Origin of the sequence: Sphingobium sp. B8D3A (assembly GCF_025961995.1) — a bacterium.
GTDB lineage: Bacteria > Pseudomonadota > Alphaproteobacteria > Sphingomonadales > Sphingomonadaceae > Sphingobium.
Window position 1 is genome coordinate 2,397,817 of record NZ_JAOQOS010000001.1, and the last position, 17,472, is coordinate 2,415,288.

Annotated in this window: 12 protein-coding genes; 7 read left to right on the top strand and 5 right to left on the bottom strand. The window is 64.4% G+C overall.

Annotated elements, in window-relative coordinates; translation table 11 throughout:
- Positions 1 to 4: 4 nt before the first annotated feature.
- On the top strand, positions 5 to 3,154 hold the full coding sequence (locus M2342_RS11160) for an efflux RND transporter permease subunit (RefSeq protein ID WP_264579132.1): 3,150 nt from the start codon (positions 5 to 7) through the stop codon (positions 3,152 to 3,154).
- A 1-nt stretch (position 3,155) separates the two neighbouring features.
- Entirely contained in the window at positions 3,156 to 4,583 is a 1,428-nt protein-coding gene (locus M2342_RS11165) for an efflux transporter outer membrane subunit (RefSeq protein WP_264579133.1), read from the top strand.
- On the opposite strand, the gene M2342_RS11170 is transcribed toward M2342_RS11165, so the two are convergent.
- Together M2342_RS11170 and M2342_RS11175 are read right to left on the bottom strand one after the other, a co-directional pair.
- Positions 4,556 to 6,988 (bottom strand): putative bifunctional diguanylate cyclase/phosphodiesterase, encoded by a 2,433-nt coding sequence (locus M2342_RS11170; RefSeq protein WP_264579134.1) that lies wholly within the window; start codon positions 6,986 to 6,988, stop codon positions 4,556 to 4,558. The genes M2342_RS11165 and M2342_RS11170 overlap by 28 nt on opposite strands.
- A gap of 211 nt (positions 6,989 to 7,199) precedes the next feature.
- On the bottom strand, positions 7,200 to 7,973 hold the full coding sequence (locus tag M2342_RS11175; RefSeq protein ID WP_264575588.1) for an enoyl-CoA hydratase-related protein: 774 nt from the start codon (positions 7,971 to 7,973) through the stop codon (positions 7,200 to 7,202).
- Between the two features lie 288 nt (positions 7,974 to 8,261).
- Here M2342_RS11175 and M2342_RS11180 point away from each other — a divergent pair, with 288 nt between their 5' ends.
- Positions 8,262 to 9,671, top strand: coding sequence for a helix-turn-helix domain-containing protein (locus M2342_RS11180; protein ID WP_264579135.1), 1,410 nt, complete (start codon positions 8,262 to 8,264; stop codon positions 9,669 to 9,671).
- A 21-nt stretch (positions 9,672 to 9,692) separates the two neighbouring features.
- On the opposite strand, the gene gor is transcribed toward M2342_RS11180, so the two are convergent.
- Positions 9,693 to 11,036, bottom strand: coding sequence for a glutathione-disulfide reductase (gor, locus tag M2342_RS11185; RefSeq protein WP_264579136.1), 1,344 nt, complete (start codon positions 11,034 to 11,036; stop codon positions 9,693 to 9,695).
- A gap of 249 nt (positions 11,037 to 11,285) precedes the next feature.
- On the opposite strand from gor, the gene M2342_RS11190 reads away from it, so the two are divergent.
- The 3 genes from M2342_RS11190 to mltG all read left to right on the top strand — a co-directional run bounded on the left by M2342_RS11190 (position 11,286) and on the right by mltG (position 13,929).
- Complete coding sequence (locus M2342_RS11190) at positions 11,286 to 11,519, top strand: acyl carrier protein (protein WP_181559973.1); 234 nt, start codon at positions 11,286 to 11,288, stop codon at positions 11,517 to 11,519.
- A 170-nt stretch (positions 11,520 to 11,689) separates the two neighbouring features.
- The gene (gene fabF / locus M2342_RS11195; RefSeq protein WP_264579137.1) at positions 11,690 to 12,949 is read left to right on the top strand and encodes a beta-ketoacyl-ACP synthase II; all 1,260 of its coding nucleotides are present in this window, start codon (positions 11,690 to 11,692) and stop codon (positions 12,947 to 12,949) included.
- Between the two features lie 8 nt (positions 12,950 to 12,957).
- Positions 12,958 to 13,929 (top strand): endolytic transglycosylase MltG, encoded by a 972-nt coding sequence (gene mltG, locus M2342_RS11200; protein WP_264579138.1) that lies wholly within the window; start codon positions 12,958 to 12,960, stop codon positions 13,927 to 13,929.
- 7 nt (positions 13,930 to 13,936) lie between these two features.
- Here mltG and M2342_RS11205 read toward each other — a convergent pair whose 3' ends face one another.
- The gene (locus M2342_RS11205) at positions 13,937 to 14,341 is read right to left on the bottom strand and encodes a sugar transporter (protein ID WP_264579139.1); all 405 of its coding nucleotides are present in this window, start codon (positions 14,339 to 14,341) and stop codon (positions 13,937 to 13,939) included.
- Between the two features lie 86 nt (positions 14,342 to 14,427).
- Here M2342_RS11205 and M2342_RS11210 point away from each other — a divergent pair, with 86 nt between their 5' ends.
- Entirely contained in the window at positions 14,428 to 14,955 is a 528-nt protein-coding gene (locus M2342_RS11210; protein ID WP_264579140.1) for a 2'-5' RNA ligase family protein, read from the top strand.
- Between the two features lie 82 nt (positions 14,956 to 15,037).
- On the opposite strand, the gene M2342_RS11215 is transcribed toward M2342_RS11210, so the two are convergent.
- Positions 15,038 to 17,419 (bottom strand): TonB-dependent receptor, encoded by a 2,382-nt coding sequence (locus tag M2342_RS11215; protein WP_264575581.1) that lies wholly within the window; start codon positions 17,417 to 17,419, stop codon positions 15,038 to 15,040.
- Positions 17,420 to 17,472: the final 53 nt, after the last annotated feature.

Consider the following 17,472-nt stretch of genomic DNA (forward strand, 5'->3'; position numbering starts at 1 on the left):
ACCCATGCCCCGTTTCTTCATCGATCGGCCCGTTTTCGCCTGGGTGGTCGCCATCGCGATCATCCTTGCGGGCGTCATCGCCATCCCGCGCCTGTCGCTGGAGCGCTATCCGAGCATCGCGCCGCCAAGCGTCGAGATCACCGCGACCTATCCCGGTGCCACGCCGCAGACGCTGAATGACAGCGTCGTCAGCCTGATCGAGCGCGAACTCTCAAGCGTGCGCAACCTGCTGTACTTCGAAAGCTCGACGGATACGTCCGGTCAGGCCACGATCACCGCCACCTTCCAGCCGGGGACCAACCCGGAACTGGCGCAGGTCGACGTGCAGAACCGGCTCAAGGCCGCCGAGCCGCGCCTGCCGCAGATCGTCCGCCAGCTCGGCATCCAGGTCGATTCCGCCAATCGCAACTTCCTCAATCTGGTGAGCCTGGAATCGTCCAACGGCCAGCAGAACCTCGAGGAACTGTCGGATTATGCCGCGCGCTATGTTGTCGAGGAGCTCAAGCGCCTCCCCGGCGTCGGCCGTGTCCAGCTGTTCGGCGCCGAGCGCGCGATGCGCATCTGGGTCGATCCGGCAAAGCTGGCGTCCTACGACATTGCGATGAGCGATATCACGGCGGCGATTGCTGCGCAGAACACACCGGTTTCGCCCGGCGTGCTGGGCGGCGAGCCGATTGCCGAAGGCCAGCGCGTCAAGGTTCCGATCACCGTCGAGGGTCAGCTGAAGACCCCCGAGCAGTTCCGCGAGATCGTGCTGCGCGCCGGAACGGATGGCTCCGCCCTGAAGCTGGGCGATGTCGCCCGGGTCGATCTTGGTTCCGCGTCCTACTGGTTCCAGACTCGCCTCAACGGCAAGCCCGTGGCGTTGATGGCCGTCCAGCTCGCGCCCGGCGCCAATGCGGTCTCCACCTCCGCCCGCGTGCATGAGCGCATGGTCGAGCTCGCCAGGGCCATGCCCAACGGCATGTCGTACCGCATTCCGTTCGACACCGCGCCTTATGTGAAGATCTCGATCGAGAAGGTCATCGAGACACTGGTCGAGGCCATGGTGCTCGTCTTCCTGGTGATGTTCGTCTTCCTCCAGAAGTTCCGCTACACCATCATTCCCGCCGTCGTCGCGCCGATCGCCCTGCTCGGTACCTGCGCGGTGATGATGCTGGCCGGCTATTCCGTGAACGTGCTGACCATGTTCGGCATGGTCCTCGCCATCGGCATCATCGTCGACGATGCCATCGTCGTGGTCGAGAATGTCGAGCGCATCATGGCCGAGGAAGGGCTGCCGCCCAAGGAAGCGACGCGCAAGGCCATGGGCGAGATTACGGGTGCCATCATCGGCATCAGCCTCGTCCTCACCGCCGTGTTCGTGCCAATGGCATTCTACAGCGGCTCGGTGGGCGCGATCTACCGGCAGTTCACCATCTCCATGGCGGTCTCCATCCTGTTCTCGGCCTTCCTTGCCCTGAGCCTGACGCCAGCGCTCTGTGCAACATTGCTCAAGCCGGTCACTGGCCATGAGACCAAGAAGGGCTTCTTCGGCTGGTTCGACCGCAAGTTCGACACGATGACGCACGACTACCACAATTGGGTGACGCGCGCCTTGAAGCGCAGCGCGCGGATGATGGCGAGCTTCGCGGTCATCGTGGTGCTGATGATCGTCGGCTATACGAACCTTCCGTCATCGTTCCTGCCCGATGAAGATCAGGGCTATTTCATGACCGTCTTCCAGCTTCCCTCGGACGCGACGTCCGGCCGGACGCTGGAAGCGCTGGAAGTCTTCGAGAAGCACACCGCGCAGCGCGCCGGCATCGCCGATACCATCTCTGTGCTGGGCTGGGGCTTCTCCGGCGCGGGCGCCAATGTCGGCCTCGGCTTCACGATGCTCAAGGATTGGAGCGAGCGTGACGGCGCGACCGCATTTGGCGAGGCCGGCGCGGCAAATCAGGCCACCGGCGCCGGCGTGCGCGAAGGGCTCGTGATGAGCCTCATCCCGCCCTCCATCGATGGCCTCGGCACCACCGGCGGCTTCTCCGCGCGCCTTGAGGACCGCTCGGGCCGTGGGTTCGATGCCCTGATGGCCGCGCAGTTCCAGCTGCTCGGCATGGCCGCGAAAAACCCGGCCCTTGCCGGCGTCTATCCGGAAGGCTTGATGCCCGGCACCAGCGTCGAGATGGTGATCGACCGCCAGAAGGCGCAGGCCATGGGCGTGCCCTTCGAGTCCATCACCTCCACGCTGAGCGGGGCCATGGGCTCGGCCTATGTCAACGACTTCCCCAATAATGGCCGGATGCAGCAGGTCATCGTGCAGGCGGATGCCCCCTTCCGCATGAACCTTGAGGACGTGCTCAAGCTCTATGTCCGCAACGCGGCCGGAAACACGGTCCCGCTCTCGGAGCTGGTCACGCCGCGCTGGGAGACCATGCCGCTGCAGCTGGTGCGTTATAATGGCTATCCCGCCATGCGCATTGCCGGCCAGCCCGCGCCCGGCCACTCCAGCGGCGAGGCCATGGCGGAGATGGAGCGGCTTGCGAGCCAGCTGCCGCCCGGCTTCGCCATCGAATGGACCGGTCAGTCGCTTCAGGAAAGGCTCGCTGGCAATCAGGCGATCCTTCTGCTGGGCCTCTCGATGCTGGTCGTCTTCCTGGTGCTGGCCGCGCTGTACGAAAGCTGGGCAATCCCGGCGGCGGTGATGCTGGTCGTGCCGCTCGGCGTGCTCGGCGCCGTGCTGGCGGTCACCCTGCGCAGCATGCCCAACGACGTGTTCTTCAACGTGGGCCTCATCACGATCATCGGCCTCAGCGCCAAGAACGCGATCCTGATCGTGGAGTTTGCCAAGCACGCTTATGACAACGGCATGTCTGCGGTCGACGCCGCGTTGCACGCCGCGCGCCTGCGCTTGCGGCCGATCCTGATGACCAGCTTCGCCTTCACGCTTGGCGTTGTTCCTCTGATGCTGGCGGGCGGTGCGAGCAAGGAGACCCAGCGGGCCATCGGCACGGGCGTCTTCGGCGGCATGATCAGTGCCACCATTCTCGCGATCTTCTTCGTCCCTGTCTTCTTCGTGGTGGTGATGAAGCTGGTCGAGCGACAGAAGCGCAAGAAGCATGTCGATGGTTCATCGCAGACGCCTGCCGCCTACCCCGCATCGGAGAACTGAGATGCGTAAATTTGCCCTCGCAGCGCTGCTGCTGACCAGCGCCTGCTCCATGAATCCGCGGCTGGAGACGCCGCCTGCCCCAGTTGCGCCAGTCTACCCGCTCGCCTCTCCCGAAGAGGCAGCCAGTGCCGCGGCGCTGGACTGGCGCGAGATGTTTGGCGATCCGCGCTTGCAGCGGCTCATCGAGCTGGCGCTGGAGAATAACCGCGATCTGCGCGTCGCCACGCTCAACGTCGAGGCTGCCCGCGCGCAGTTCCGCGTCGCAAGAGGCGCGCAACTGCCGACGCTGGATGCCAGCGCCGCTTATTCCCGGCAGCGCGTCTCGGCGGCCGCCTCACAAACCGGCGCTGGGGCGGAGTTCAGCCAGTTCTCCGCCAATGCCGCACTGACCAGCTTCGAGATCGATCTGTTCGGCCGCCTCCGCTCGCAGAGCGAGGCCGCATTCGAGCGCTATCTCGCCACCGACGAAGGCCGCCGTGCCGCGCGCATCGCGCTGATCGGGTCGATCGTCGATGCCTATCTGGCCGAACGGCTCGCCGAGGAGCAGCTTGCCCTCACCGACCGCACGCTGGGCGATTGGCAGGATTCGCTGGCGATCACTCGCCGTCTCCAGCAGGCGCGGCAGGTCAGCGGGCTGGATGTTGCGCAGGCAGAGGGACAGGTGAGCCAGGCCCAGGCCGATCAGGCGATGCGCACGCGGATGCTGGCCGAGGCGCGCAACGCGCTGCAATTGCTGGTCGGGGCGCCCCTGCCCGCCGACCTGCCCGCCCCCATCGCGCTCATGGACCAGCCGATCCGCACCCAGCTGCCGGTCGGCCTGCCCTCCGCCCTGCTCGCCAGCCGGCCGGACATCCGTCAGGCCGAGCATGAACTGGTGGCCTCCAATGCCGATGTCGGCGCCGCGCGTGCTGCCTTCTTCCCGCGCATTTCGCTCACAGGTCTGTTCGGCTTCACCAGCATGGCGCTGGACAGCCTGTTCGATAGCGCAAACCGCAACTGGTCGTTCACGCCGCAGATCACCCAATCGATCTTCAACGGCGGCAGTTTGCAGGGCCAGCTCGATCTGGCGAAGGTTCGCAAGTCGATCGCCATCGCAAACTACGAAAAGGCCATTCAGTCTGCGTTCCGCGAGGTCGCAGACGGGTTGGCCGGCCGGGAGACCTATACCCGCCAGATCGAAGCCCAGCGTGGCGTCGCCCAGTCGGCCGCGCGGCGTGCCGAGCTTTCCCGCCTGCGCTATCAGGCCGGGGTCGATGCCCGGCTGGAACTGCTCGATGCGCAGCGCAGCGACTATGCTGCACGGCTCGCGCTGCTGGAATTGCGGCGTCAGGAGCTCTCCAGTGCCGCCGGGCTCTACCGGGCCCTGGGCGGGGGCGATGAGCCGACCGCGCCGACTGCTGGTCAGCCGACGCCGCCGAACTCCCAGTGACCATAGGCTTTCCCTCGCAGCAGTGAGGGCACCTGTGACGCCGGAACCGGCTTACTGAACAAGAAGCCCTGCCCCAGCGTGCAGCCCCGCGCGCGGAGATAGCGGGCCTGCGCGATGGTTTCGACGCCTTCCGCGACCGTCTGCATCCCCAGGCGCCGGGCCATCTGCAACACGGCGTCGATAACGGCCGTCGCGCCGGGGGTGCTGTCCTCGATCCGGTCGATGAACGACTTGTCAATCTTGATCACGTCGACCGGAAATTGCTGGAGATGGCTGAGCGAAGCATAGCCCGTGCCGAAATCATCCAGTGCGACCATCACGCCAAGGCCGCGCAGCTCCTCGAGCATCCGCGCGACTTCTGGCCCCAATTGCCCGATGAGCACAGTCTCCGTCACTTCGATGTCGATCTGGGCCAGACCCTGCCGATGGGCCCGGGCGGCATCCTCAAGACGGGCCGGCAAACTCGGCGCGCGAAAATCGCCCGCAGACACGTTGACTGCGATCCGCCCCGGCTCCAGCCCATCGGCCCGCCAGCGCGCGATGTCCGCAAAGATGCCGCAGATCATCCGGTCCGTGAGCCGCACCGACATTTCGGCATCCGAGAACGCCGCCTCGATGGCGGCGGGCGGCAGAACCTGGCCGTTCTCAGCCACCCGCAGCAGCGCTTCCCAGCCGTCGATCTGCCCGGTCTGGAGGTTTACCTTCGGTTGGTAGAACGGCACGATGCGGTCCTCGTCCAACCCTGCGCGCGCCATGACCAGCATGCGGGTTCGCCTCTCGGATGCGACCTTGAGTGACGGGGAGAACTCCCGGACAGAGCCGGGCATGTCGGCCTTAGCTGCATAGAGAGCAAGGTCAGCCGCGATCAGGAGGTCCCCGGGCTCAAAGCCATCGCGCGGCCAGACAGCGACACCGACGGAAAAGCTAACCGGAATGCGCAGTTCTTCGATCTGCACCGGCACTTCAAAGCAGCGCTTCAAGGCGTCCGCTACCGGGCGATATTCGTCCGCCGCAGACAGGCCAGGCAAGATGATTGCAAACTCGTCGCCGCCCAGCCGAGCCGCTGTCGCCCCCTCGGGGATACAGGAGGACAGGCGCCGAGCGACCTCCACCAACACCCGGTCGCCTGCGGCATGGCCGAGCGAATCGTTCATTTCCTTGAACCCATTGAGATCCAGGATCATGAGCGCCACCGGATCACCGGAATCACATGCCGCGTCGATCGCGGCCTGGATGCGAACGCCGAAAAGAGCCCGGTTCGGGAGCCTCGTAAGGTGGTCGTGATACGCAGCCCAGTTCAGCTCGGCCTGCGCCTGCTTCTGCTTGGTGATATCCAGTATCGATCCGACAAGCCGGACTGCTACGCCCTTGTCGCCGCGCACGATGACACTTCGCGCCTTGGTATCGATGAACGTCCCTTTGGCCGTGCGAAACCGAAACTCCTCGAGCCAGAACTTCTGGCCACTCTCCAGGGCCCGCCTCTGGTTCGCGAGGACCCGCTCCCGGTCCTCGGGGTGAATACGCTCGATCCACCAATCGAAATGCGTGGCCTGATCCAGTTCCGGATAGCCCAGGACTTTTTTGTACGCCCCGCTCCAGGTCGTAATGCCGGTTGGCAGGGAGCAGTCCCATATGACGTCGTTCCCAGCTTCCGCCGCCAGGCGGTAACGCTCCTCGCTCTGCCTGAGCGCGGTTTCGGCGATCACATGGTCGTGGATGTCTTCCAGCGTGCCATACCAGGCGAGGACTTTGCCATCTTCACCCCGGTGAGGCCGCGCCCGCGCCCGGTACCAGCGGTACATCCCGTTCGCCATGCGGATGCGATAGCGGACATCGGCGGCATCCGACTGATTTTTGACGACGTCCGCCCATAAGGCCTGAACGGTCGGAAGGTCATCAGGATGAACGGCCTGCGTCCATCCATATCCTAGCCCGGCCTCTAGATTGAGGCCCACCTGTTCAGCCCAAAGTGGGCCAATTTCGGTGATGCGTCCCTCCGCATCGGCCATCCAGGCGATCTGGGGATTGAGCTCGACATAGGCGCGATGATGCGCTTGCACATGGGCTAGTTCATCGAGCGCCTCGGCAAGCTGGCCGTCATCCGCCGATGCCGCACTGCCACCCATCAATCCACGCCAGGCCAGAACAAGGGCGGTCATGAAGAGCAGACTGGCCGCGCCTTCGACGATGATACGATCCATGTCAGGCCCGGTAGTCGTTCCGGCACGCGCACCCAAGGCCGCAACCCCTGTCAGCAGGATCGCTGAAAACGAAACGCCTGTCACCAGCCCCGCCATCACAAGCCAGGTCCGACGTACGCTCTGCGATTTCATGTTGAACGTATGACCGAGAATGGCCGTGGCCGTTAAAATGCCAGACCCGCAAATCGCCACAATGATCAGCATGCCCCGAATCTGCTGATCAACCACGACCAGATGGTAAAAGCTCTCCACGCCGTCCAATCGTCTCTGAGTTTAGGAGAGTGCTAAGCGTTCAAAGGTTAGTAAAACGTTGCCACAGGACGAAACGAACGGGCTATCGTCAGATCGATCAAATGGTGCTCACAAACCAGGAAAGATGACGCAAAGAAAAATCGCATTTTTCGGCTCGACTCGCTCAATCCCCCTGGAAGCGCGGCACCCGCTTCTCCAGAAAGGCCGCGACGCCCTCCTGAAAATCCGCGCTGTGGCCGGCCGCTGCCTGATTGGCGGCTTCGATGCCCATCGTCTCCGACAGGCTGTGATTGAGTGCGGCAGCGACCTGCTTACGGATCATGCCGATGGCGCGGGTCGGCCCTTGCGCGAGTTTGAGAGCAAGACCGCGTGCGGTTTCGCCGAGCCTCTCGTCGTCGGTCACGCGGGCGACCAGTCCGGCGTCCTGCGCCTCCTGAGCGCTCATCGGCTCACCAAGAAGCGCCAGTTCCAGCGCCTTGGCGCGCCCGGCGCTCTTCGCGACCAGCCATGTCGCCCCGGCATCGGGCACCAGCCCGATATTGACGAAGCCAAGCTGCAGATAGGCAGAGCGCGCCATCACCACGATGTCAGCGGCCAGCGCCAGGGCGACGCCAGCGCCGACAGCCGGTCCGTTGATCGCGCTCACCACCGGGATATCGAGGCCGGCCAACCGGAGGAACAGAGGATGGTAATAGGTCGCCAGGGTCTCCCCGAGATCGGCGCCGATGCCTTCGCTATCGGCCAGATCCGCGCCGGAGCAGAACGCCCTGCCCGTCCCGGTGATCAACACGGCCCGCGCACCTGCACGCACGCCCTCATCGAGCTTGCGGGTCAGGTCTGCCAGCAGGCCGGTGGACAAGGCATTAAGCCGCTCGGGGCGGTTGAGGGCAAGGGTCAGCACCCCATCGTCCAGCGTGGACAGCACGATCTCGCTCAATCGATCCTCCCTTGCGGCGCGGTTGCCGACCGCTGTTCTGACTGAACGCAGGCTAGCATCGTGCCCGCGCGCCGCAAGCGTCGCGCCAGAGCGAGTATGGATCGGCAAACACGAGCAGCAATTTGCGGAATTGCGAAATGAACGGGTTCCGCTACGGTGTGGGCGCCTTGAAGGGTCGTCCTGGTTTATCGGCACAGCAGCTAAGCCGCGCATGAAATTTGCGGATTGTGCTCACCGTCCCGGCCAGTGCGGCGATCCCTCACCCCGACTCGTACCCGGAGACAGTCCTTGCCACGCGGAAACAGATTATTCGTTGGCCAGAAAGTGCGCGATCTGCGCCTGCAGAGCCGGCTCGATCAGGGGGATATGGCCCGACTGCTTGGCATCTCCGTCTCTTATCTCTCGCAACTGGAGAATAACGACCGCCCCCTCACCGCGCGGGTGAAAGCGGCGCTGGCGGCGACCTTTCCGCTCGACTGGTCCGATTTCGACGCCCGGCCCGAGGAACAGTTGCTCGGCGCCTTCAACTGGGCGCTCGCCAATCCCGGCCATCGCTCACCGGCCCCCGACCCACAGCGGACCGAGCGGCTGCATGTTCAATATCCTGAATTCGCAGCGCGCTATGTGGAATTGCATCACGCGCTCCGGCAGACCGAGGGTCGGCTGGCCATGGCCGAACAGGCGCTTGGTAACGGCCTGCTGCCGGGCGCACGCGCGACTTTCGATCAGGTGAGCGATCGGCTGCGGCTGTTCGACAATTATTTCCATGATCTGGACACCGCCGCCGAGGATCTCGCCACGCAGCTCAGCATCGGCGCGCGCTCCGATGCGGAAGGCACCTTAGCGGCGCTCAGCGCGGCACTGCGCGACGAGCATGATTGCACCGTCAGTCGCGAACCACTCAAGACCACGCTGTTGCGCGCGCCCTCCCCCGATGGCCGGACCTTGCACGTCAATGATCGCCTGCCCGCCGCAAGCATCGCCTTCCAGCTCGCCAGTCATATCGTGCATTTGCGCGAGCTGGCCGATCCCACGATGCGCGCCGTCATCGCCCAGCATCCGGTCGGCGCGCCTGCCGATGCCCTGCTGCATCACGCGCTCGTCAATTATGGCGCTGCCGCCTTGCTCATGCCTTATGGCCTGTTCCGCGAAACGGCCCGGACGCTCCGCCATGATGTCGATGCGCTGGCGGCGCGGTTTGGCGTAAGCATCGAGCAGGTCGCGCATCGCCTCGCCACGCTGCAGCGACCGGGGCAGCGCGGCATTCCCTTCTTCTTCTGTCGCATCGATCCGGCCGGCAACATCACCAAGCGGCACAGCGCGACGCGGCTCGACTTTGGTAGCTATGGCCCGCTCTGTCCCCGCTTGAGGCTGCACGAGGCGCCAACGCGGCCCGATTACAGCGGAGCGGAGCGCGCGGAAATGCCCGATGGCGTGCACTATATCCTGCTCGCCCGTGCCATCGCACGGCCGGACCGCCGCCATGCCATCGTGCTCGCCTGCGAACGCGATTATGCCGCCCATCTCGCCTGGGCGGACGGGCTGGACCTCGCCGATGATACCGCAGTCACCCCCATCGGGCCCGGGTGTCGCCTGTGCCCGCGCGAAGGCTGCCCCCAGCGCGCCTTCCCGCCCATCGACCGCCCCATCCATGTCGAGCGGGATGGCCGGCACGTCATTCCCTACAGCATCGGCTGAAGGGCGTGCCGGCCTGAACCTTCAGCGCATCAGCACCAGCTCTTCCGCCATGCTGGGGTGCAGCGCCACGGTGGCGTCGAAATCGTCCTTGGTCAGGCCCGCCTTCACCGCGATGGCCGCCGCCTGCAGGATCTCGGGCGCATCCGGGCCGATCATATGGATGCCGACCACCCGCCCGGTCGTTTCCTCGCAAATCAGCTTGTAGAGACTGCGCTCGTTGCGATTGGCCAGCGTGTTCTTCATCGGCCGGAAGTCGGAGGTATAGACCTTGACCGCGCCCAGCGTGTTGCGCGCCTCGCCCTCAGTCATGCCGACCGCGCCGATCGGCGGATGGCTGAACACGGCAGATGGAATGCAGCCATAATCCACCGTCCGGGGATTGCCGCCGAACACGGTGTCGGCGAAGGCATGGCCCTCCCGGATCGCCACCGGGGTGAGCTGCACCCGGTCGGTCACGTCGCCCACCGCGTAAATGCTCTCGACGTTGGTGCGGCTATATTCGTCGACCTTGATCGCGCCCTTCTCCGTCTCCACGCCAACCTTGTCCAGGCCCAGCCCGTCGATCTTGGGATTGCGGCCGGTGGCGAACAGCACCAGATCGGTCTCGATCGGATCGCCCCCCTCGATAAACACCTTGAGGGAGCCATCCTCCTGCTTCTCGATCTTTTCGAGCGGGGTGTTGAAGCGGAAGTTGATACCCTTGGCCATGCTGATCTGCAGCAGCCGGTCGCGAATCTGCTCGTCATAGCCGCGCAGGATCTGGTCGCCGCGCAGCAACACCGTCACCTGACAGGCGAACTCGTGGAAAATGCCGGCAAACTCGTTGGCGATATAGCCCCCGCCAAAGATCGCAACGCGCTTGGGCATCTTTTCCAGATGGAAGACCTCGTTGGAGGTGATCCCCAGTTCCGCGCCGGGCACGTCAGGCACATTCGGCCAGGCGCCGACCGCGATGAGGATGACCTCGGCGGTCACCAGCTTGCCGCTGGCCAGACGCACCTCATGAGGCCCCTCCACCGTCGCGCGCTCGTGGAAGGTCGTCACTTTGTTATTGTCGAGCGTCTGCTGATAGAGCCCTTCGAGCCGGGAGACCTCGCCGATTACATTGTCGCGCAGGGTCGGCCAGTCGAAGCTGCAGTCGGAAATATCCCAACCGAACCGGCGGGCATCCTTGATGTCCTCGGCAAAGTGGGCACCGTAGACGAGCAGCTTCTTGGGCACGCAGCCCCGGATCACGCATGTCCCGCCGACCTTGTGCTCCTCCGCCACGGCGACCTTGGCACCATGCGCCGCTGCAATGCGCGAAGCCCGCACGCCGCCCGACCCGGCACCGATTACGAACAGGTCGAAGTCATAGTCGCTCATCAGGGGAGATCCTCGGAATGTCTTGATCGTGTCCGCGCATATGGGCGTGAGCGCATCGCACGCAAAGCAATTTTGCGAGGGGCGCCACCAGATTCGCTACGTCTTCCGGCGCCGCGCAACGCTGTGAGTGGACGGAAAGGCGCCGCGCACCGGGCAATTGCGCCCGCTATCGCTAGCCTCTTGTCACGCCCCGCCCTAGGCTCTAGGGCATCTCCAGATTGAAGACCAAAGTAAAGCAAAGGACCTCTCATGAGTGAGACCGCGGATCGCGTGAAGAAGATCGTCGTCGAGCACCTCGGCGTCGAGGCGGACAAGGTGACCGAAGACGCGAGCTTCATCGACGATCTGGGCGCTGACAGCCTCGACATCGTCGAGCTCGTCATGGCTTTTGAGGAAGAGTTCGGCGTCGAAATCCCCGACGATGCTGCCGAGAAGATCGCCACCGTCAAGGACGCGATCGATTTCATCGACGGCAAGCAGTAAGATAGCGGGAGCCCGGTTCGCGGCCTCGTCGCGGACATGCACCGGCCAGTGAATACACATGGATACGGCTCTCCGGTTGCGGGTTTGACTCGCTATGGGAGGGCCGTTCGTGTTTGATCAGCGCCTGGCGTTCCGGGCAACTGGCCGGGTGACTGGATCAGGAGAGTGAAATGCGTCGTGTCGTCGTAACAGGTCTCGGCATGGTTTCGCCCCTTGGCGGCGACGTGGAGACAAGCTGGAAGAACATCATTGCCGGCCGGTCGGGCGCGGAAACGATCACCCGTTTCGACGCGACCGATTTCCACACCAATTACGCCTGCGAAGTGAAGGCACCGGATCATGAATTCGGCTTCGACCCGAATAAGCGCGTGGATCACAAGGTCCAGCGTCAGGTCGATCCGTTCATCGTCTATGGCATCGACGCGGCCGGCCAGGCCATAGAAGATGCCGGCCTGACCGAGATGAGCGAAGCCGAGCGGCTGCGCACCGGCTGTTCGATCGGCTCGGGCATCGGCGGCCTGCCAGGCATCGAGAGCGAATCGCTGGTGCTGGAGCATAAGGGCCCCAAGCGGGTCTCCCCGCACTTCGTCCACGGTCGCCTGATCAACCTGATCTCCGGTCAGGTCTCGATCAAATATGGCCTGATGGGCCCTAATCACGCCGTCGTTACGGCCTGCGCGACGGGCGTTCACTCGATCGGCGACGCGGCGCGGATGATCGCGCTCGACGATGCCGATGTGATGCTCGCCGGCGGCGCGGAAAGCGCCATCTGCCCGATCGGCATTGCCGGCTTCGGTCAGGCGCGTGCCCTTTCGACCGAATTTCGTGACGAACCCTGGCGTGCCAGCCGCCCGTGGGATCAGGCCCGCGACGGCTTTGTCATGGGTGAAGGGGCCGGCGTGGTCGTGCTCGAGGAATATGAGCACGCCAAGGCGCGAGGTGCGAAGATCTATGCGGAGATTCTCGGCTACGGTCTCTCGGGCGATGCCTATCACGTCACCGCACCGCACCCCGAGGGCTCAGGCGCCTATCGCGCGATGGAAATGGCTATGCGCAGGTCCGGGCTTTCGCTTGCCGATATCGATTATGTGAACGCCCATGGCACCTCCACCCCGCTCGGCGACGAGCTGGAGCTTGGCGCAGTGCGGCGGCTGTTCGGCCCGGCGCTGGAGACCATGTCGATGTCGTCCACCAAGTCGGCCATCGGGCATCTGCTCGGCGGTGCCGGCGCGGTCGAGACGATCTTCTGCATCCTCGCCATGCGCGATCAGATCGTGCCGCCCACGCTCAACCTGGATGATCCCAGCGAAAGCTGCCAGGGTGTCGACCTCGTGCCGCACACCGCCAAGCAGCGGAAGGTCAAAGCCGTGCTCAACAACAGCTTCGGCTTTGGCGGTACCAACGCCAGCCTTGTGCTCAAGGCTCTCTGACGGCTGCAATGCGCCGCATCGTCCTCACGGTCGCTGCTCTGCTGCTGGCCGGACTGGCCGTTGCGGCGCTTCTTTTCGTCCATGGCTGGTCGAGGCCCGGCCCGCTTGAGGCCGATGCGACGATCATCGTTCCCGAGGGGGCGACGCTGCGCAAGGCGGCCGATGAGCTGGAAGCGCAAGGTGCTATCGGCTCCGCCACCGCCTTCCTTGCCCGCGCGCGGGTGCTGGGCGGCGATGGATCGATCAAGGCGGGCGAATATCGCATTCCCCGGCGGGCGAGCAACGCCGACATTCTGGGCATTCTCCAGAGCGGCAAGACCCTCGTCCACCTCGTCACCATCCCAGAGGGTATGCCCTCCATCCTCGTCCATGAGCGGCTGATGGCGAATGACGAGCTGATCGGAGACATTCGCGTGCCCGAAGAAGGCTCGGTGATGCCGGACAGCTATGGCTACCAAAAGGGCGAGACCCGCGCGGCAGTGCTTGGACGGATGCAGGCCGCGATGACGAGCTTCATTGCCGCGCAGTGGCCCAAGCGCTCGACTGCAACGCCAGTCAAGACACCTGCGCAGGCCGTCACCCTCGCCAGCATCGTGGAGAAGGAAACCTCCATCCCCGCCGAGCGACCGACGGTGGCCGGTGTCTACGCCAATCGGCTGCGCGAGGGCATGATGCTGCAGGCCGACCCCACGATCATCTACCCAATCACCAGGGGCAAGCCGCTCGGACGCCGCATCCTCCAGTCAGAGATTCGCGCGGTGAACGACTATAATACCTATGCGATGACCGGCCTGCCCAAGGGGCCGATCGCCAATCCCGGACGCAGTTCCATAGAGGCCGTGCTGCGGCCGGCCGCGACGAAGGCGCGCTACTTCGTCGCGGATGGCAAGGGCGGCCATATCTTCGCGGAGACGCTGGCCGAGCATAATGCGAACGTGCGCAAATGGTATGACATCCGCCGTGAACGCGGCGAAATGTGAGCTTTGCTCAGCGGAGCAAACCCCTGCTCCGCAATCGCAGCGCATAGCCCAGTTGCAGCAGCGCAATCAGCACGATGAAGGCCGGGAACAGCGCAGCACTCGCCCCCTTGACCGCCAGCAGATCGGTGCCGAGGAAGGAATAGCCGAACTGGACCAATATGGCGATCAGCGCGATGAGCGAGAACCAGACGGCGGCGGCGCGCCGTGCCAGAAGGGCAACGGCGCCGGCAAACGCGGCGGCAACGGCCACGCCGTAGCTCAGCCAGGCCCAGCGCGGCATGTTGGCCCAGATTTCCGCCTGATAGGGATCGGCCATCGCCAGCTCTTCGAGATTGGCGGTCGATTGGACAATGAAGGCGGCGATGCCGATCAGGGTCCATATTAGAAACAGAATAGCCGGGATCCGCGACATGCTCCGGCTGCGATGGTCCCCCACACCTGTCATCACACACCCCCTCCCCATGGCTTGTTGCACGGCCATTTTAACCCGGTTCTGACATGACGCCAACTGTCCTCGAACTGCCCCGCGGCCCCCTCATCGTCACCGCTCAGTTGAGGAGCGCGGACCAAGCCTGGGCCGACCGGCTGCGTCAGACCCATTATCCCGCCGCTCGCAATCAGGTGCCCGCCCACATCACCTTGTTCCACCATCTCCCGCCGTCCCTGCATACCGAACTACGGACGATGTTGAAGGGACTGGTCGATCGCCCCCCACCTCCCGCCAGTCTGGGCGAGCCGTTCGGGTCAGGCGGCCTTGTCGCGCTGGCGGTGGAGAGTGGCGAACTTCTCGACATACGCGCCATGATCGCCGAGCGGTTTGAGCGGCACCTCATCCCGCAGGACCGAGCACTCAAGCGCCTGCACATCACGGTCCAGAACAAGGTCACTCCCTCCGTCGCGAAGGAGACGCTGGCGCTGTTGCGGGCACAGATCCGCCCTGCCCCTCTCGGCATCGCCGGCCTTGCGGTATGGGTTTATGAAGGCGGCCCTTGGTCTGCGCTGAGCCAGCACCCCTTTCGTCGCTGATCGTCGTCACAAACGAAACGGCCCGCTTCATCACGAAGCGGGCCGCTGCATCAGCCGGGCCTTGCCCGCCGTTTCGTCACAATCAGAACGAGATCGACGCCTGCACATACCAGCTGCGCGGACGTGCGTAGATCTTCTCGGCATAGCCGAGCGTGCCGAGCGACGCATTGCCCTGCACCAGATACAGCTCGTCGAACAGGTTCTGCACGCCACCGGTCAGCTTCCAACCGGTCGCCTTGTTAGCCAGCGTGACGGAGGCATTGCCGACGAAATAGCCGTCCTGCTCGATCTCCGGCACGCTGCCGGTGATGAACTTGAGGCTGGCGCTGTAATTGCCGTCGAAGCGAGGCGTCAGCGTCACGTCGTCGTTGAGCGGGATCTCATAGCCGATGCCGAAATTGCCCTGGAAGGAGGGCGTGAACGGCAGGTCATCGCCCGGCTGAACCGTCGCCGTCGCGCCCGGAACAGGCGTGATGCTCAGGATCTCATCGTTGAGCGTGCTCGCCGCGATGTCGATCCGCAGGCCGTAAGCGCGCGGATGATAGCTCAGCTCGCCTTCAAGCCCGCGAATACGCGCCTTGCCGCCGTTGAACAGCAGCGGCACGACACCCTGACGGAAGATCAGCTGGATATTGCTGTAATCCGCCTGGAAAGCCGCCGCGTTGAAGCGGAAATCGCCGAAATCGAACTTGGCGCCAATCTCGTAGCTATCCACCTTCTCCTCGTCGAACGGCGTCGGCACATTGCCCGGAGGCGCCGCATTGTAGCGCGTGTTGAAGCCGCCCGACTTGAAGCTGCGCGAGTAGGAAATGTAGGTGCTGACATTGCGCGTCCACGAATAGCGCACGCTCGCCGAGCCGGTCAGCGCAGAGAAGCTCTGCGAATAGGGGCCCGGATAGATGAACAGCGGGCCACCCTGCGGGATCGCCAGCGTCGGCAGCGGATCCGGGTCCGGCAGCGTGGCTGGGAACAGGTTGAACACGATGCCGTGATATTTCTTCTTGTCCCGCGTGTAGCGCAAACCGCCAGAAATCTCGAGATTCTGGATCGGCTTGACCGAAAGCTCGCCGAATACCGCGATGGAATCCGTTTCCAGATCAGAAACCTGCAGGTCGCGCGAGCCGGGGCCGCCTGCCAGCAGGGACCCGATGACCGGCGGCGACGGCGGGAAGGCCAGCGGCACGGTCGCCCGCTCGTTGGTCTTCTCATTGAAGTAATAGCCACCGATGATGCCGTTGAGCACCGGCGATTCATACTGCAGCTGGAGTTCCTGGCTATACTGGTCGGACTGCGAGCCCACATCCGTGGTGATCAGCAGCAGCGGGGTATTGTCCGCATCGCGCACGCCGCGCGACTGGGTGGAGCGATAGGCGCTGATCGACTTCAGCAGGACATTAGAGGTCACATTCGCGGTGACCGTGCCCGAGACGCCCCAGACTTCCGAAGTACTCAGCACCGGCGCCGTGCCGCCATTGACGAACGGGCCCTTGTCCTGGAAATTGTTGGCGCAGCGAGCATCGTTGATCTGCGGCACGTTCGGCGCACCGAAGCGCGGATCGCCGGGCGTGAGCGGCGCGAACGGAATGGTGGCGCCGGGGCAGCCGGCCGCCACGCTTGCGATCGCCGCGACCGGTGCGTTCCGGTTCACGCCGGCGAAGACGAACGGCGCACCGTTCTCGTCCCGCTTGGTGTAGTCACCGCGGATGTTCACCTTGATGTCCGGGCTGGCTTCCCAATAGAGCGCGCCATTCAGCGTCGCGCTATCGTCATTGCCGAGATCAATGCCATCATATTCGCGGATCACATAGCCATCGCGCTTGCGGAAACCGCCCGAGACGCGCGCCGCCAACGTGTCGCCCAGCGGAATGTTGAGGGCGGCAAAGCCTTCCATCAGACTGTCCGAGCCAAGGCGCAGACGCACATCCGCGCCGAACCGGCCCAGCTCCGGCTGCTTGGTGCGCACGAGAATGGCGCCGCCAATCGTGTTGCGACCAAAGAGCGTGCCCTGCGGGCCGCGCAGCACTTCAACGCCGGCGATATCGCCGAAGTCGATGGCGCCACCGACAGCGCGGCCGACATAGACTTCATCCAGATAAATGCCCACGCCCGGATCGACGGCTGCTGTGGGATCGAGCTGGCCGATGCCGCGGATGAACACCACCGTCGCAGCGGAGTTGCCGGAGAGCTGGCCGGCTGTCTTGAACTGGAGGTTGGGTGTGATCGTCTCGAGATCGGACGTCTGGTTGATCTGACGGTCTTCGAGCACCTGCGCATCGAAGGCGGAGATCGCGACAGGCGTATCCTGCAGGGATTCGGCCCGGCGACGCGCGGTCACGATGATTGTGCCGGCTTCCGATTCCGTATCCATCGCCTGGGGCGTCTGAGTCGCGGCCGTATCCTGCGCCAAGAGCGGCGTGGAGATCAGCGCGCCGAGCGCTGCGCCAATGAGAAATGGGGCTTTCATGATATCCTCCCTGTGGTTTCTTGGTCGGCGCAGCGAGGCCGCGCGTGCCCCGC